The following is a 2092-nucleotide window of genomic DNA, read 5'->3' as shown; positions in this document are numbered from 1 at the left end:
CCGATAGACCCTGGCGAACAGCGCCGTACCCATGCGGAGGTTGGCGCAGGCATCGACGAGGTCGGGCTTCAGCTCGCCCGCCTCAACGACGCCGAGGCCGGCCGGATATTGCGTGATGCCAACCCGCACGATACTGCGCCCAACATGCTGGCGGATCAGTTCCATCGCCTCGTCCGGCTTGGTTGGCTTCGGAACCAGCACGACGCGGTTGCCCGACCGGACGGTGACGGACAGCGGATCCTGCGACCCTGCCCGCTCGATGAACGTCTCGACGATCGCTGGCTTCAAAGCCGGATTGGCGCATTGCTGAATGAGGGCGGCGTCGACCATCCCGGTTTCTCCTTTGCTCATGTGTTGAAGGCCTGCACCAATGGACGGTTGAAGAGCTTCGCCCAGGCGACTGCGCTGGCCTGCTGGATGGCGACGATCGAGGTGCCGGCGGTCCACCAGCCGTTTCCGGTCGCCACGATGATGTCCGGGGCGTGCAGCATCGACTGGAGCCCCGGCCACAGGATGAGCTGCTCGTAGCAGATCAGCGGAGCGATCCTGGTGCCATCGAGCTCAACGACAGGATTGGCGAAAAGGTGCGCTCGCGCGCCTCCGCTCTGCCCCGTCCAGGCCCGCCATGGCTGCCACATGGAGACCGGGACCGGCATGCGTTCGCGATAGAGGATGTGCGCGTCCTCGGCGGAGATCGTCACCATGCCGTTGTCGTAACCGCCCGCATCAATCACTGCGGCGCCGGCGATCGCGGTGATGTCGGACCCGCGTAAACCCTCCTGCCAGAGACGCGCGACGGTCGGCGTCCAGAAGCCCAGGGCGCTCTCGGGAAGGACGATGAATCGGCTTCCCTCGGCTGCCCGAGCGCGAACCGTTGCGATCAGGCCACGGTGATGCTCGAGCGAACTCTCGCGACCGAGGCTCTGGCCCAGTTTGAGATCGACGCCCTTCCATCCGTCCGGTAGGGAAGGTTCTGTCCACGTTGCGGCGGACCAGAGCCAAAAGCCTCCCAGGGCAATGACGGCTGCCGGCCAGTATCGCGATGTCATCATCGCGATACTGGCCGCAGTTGCGGCGAGGCCCCACCATCCCCATCCCGGAAAGAGCACGCCCGCCGCCGTCAAAGGGTGCGCCCAGCCGGCGATGCCGAATGGCGGCAGCCCCATCAGCACCGCCGCCGCCAGATACCGCACCGCCCTTCCCTTCCCCGGATGCTTTGTCCAGAGCGCCCCATGCACGGTGACGAAGCAGGCCGAAGCCATCACCCACAGCAGGAGGCCAGGCCAGAGATCGGCGGCATAGAAGGTCGCGACACCCTGCGGCAGGCCACGTGAGGCGGCGAGGAAATAGCCTCCCGAAACGGCAGCCGCGACCACGCGCGACGGCGACTTCGCCCAGAGCAGTGGGAAGATCATCGCGACCGGGAGGGTTAGCACAGTTCCGCTCCAGCCGACTGTGCCCACCACAAGCGACAAGGCGACCAGGACCGGCCCGAGCCACCGGTTACGGATCGAAGGTGAGGACCGGCCGGGCGAGGCCGAGAAGGCCGCTATCCGGTACCGGCCCAAAATATCGGGAGTCATAGGAGCTCGCAAAGGATGAGTGGAGAAATAGATGGCCCGGCGGCACGGTGCCTCCGGGATAGAGATCGATCGCCCTGCCCTCCCCGTCCGTCTTGCGGACACGGGACGAGCCAAGCCGCTTGCCGTCGATCTCGACATCCTCGCCGATGTCGACGCGCTGGCCGGGGAGCGCTGCGACAGTCTTGATGAGAGGCGCGAAGCCGCCGGCACAGAGTCCGCGCCGGAGGTAACCGCGCTGCCGCGCTGCCTCGAGCTGCGGCTCGGCCGGAGGGCAGATAAACACAAGGTCCCCGAGAATGGCGGCTCGATGAAGCGTATCAATGCGCCAAAGTCCGAGCGGCTCGCTCGGCGTGAGGTTCAGCCGAAAGCCGCCGATAACACCGATCGCCGCGAGAGTGCCGATGACGCCGCCGGTTGCGCAGACGAACATCGTGATGCTGCGCCTCGTCATTGCTTCATCACCGGGCTCTGGCGCTGCGAGAGCGCCAAGTCCTCGGCCTGCTTCAGCG

The 2092-nt window shown here is 66.3% G+C and carries 2 protein-coding genes and 1 pseudogene; all 3 read right to left on the bottom strand.

Annotated elements, in window-relative coordinates; genetic code table 11:
• Window positions 1-330, bottom strand: a pseudogene (locus tag EOC94_RS33160) (conjugal transfer protein TraH); the annotation flags it as partial.
• Window positions 331-347: 17 nt separating this feature from the next.
• Window positions 348-1583 carry a conjugal transfer protein TraB gene (locus EOC94_RS33155; RefSeq protein WP_127295839.1) on the bottom strand — a complete coding sequence of 412 codons (1236 nt, stop codon included), beginning with the start codon at window positions 1581-1583 and terminating at the stop codon, window positions 348-350.
• Window positions 1504-2034 (bottom strand): conjugative transfer signal peptidase TraF, encoded by a 531-nt coding sequence (gene traF / locus EOC94_RS33150; protein WP_127295838.1) that lies wholly within the window; start codon window positions 2032-2034, stop codon window positions 1504-1506. Before traF ends, EOC94_RS33155 begins: the two co-directional genes overlap by 80 nt.
• Between the last annotated feature and the right edge of the window lie 58 nt (window positions 2035-2092).

The organism is Mesorhizobium sp. M6A.T.Ce.TU.016.01.1.1 (genome assembly GCF_003997065.1).
Lineage (GTDB): Bacteria > Pseudomonadota > Alphaproteobacteria > Rhizobiales > Rhizobiaceae > Mesorhizobium > Mesorhizobium mediterraneum.
The sequence above is the reverse complement of the archived record's forward strand: the minus strand, read 5'-3'. Positions and strand labels throughout refer to the sequence as shown.

Bases quoted from the DNA above. Each gene is read 5' to 3' on its own strand.
- EOC94_RS33155 (WP_127295839.1), bottom strand. From the start codon at position 1,583: ATGACTCCCGATATTTTGGGCCGGTACCGGATAGCGGCCTTCTCGGCC.
- traF (WP_127295838.1), bottom strand. From the start codon at position 2,034: ATGACGAGGCGCAGCATCACGATGTTCGTCTGCGCAACCGGCGGCGTC.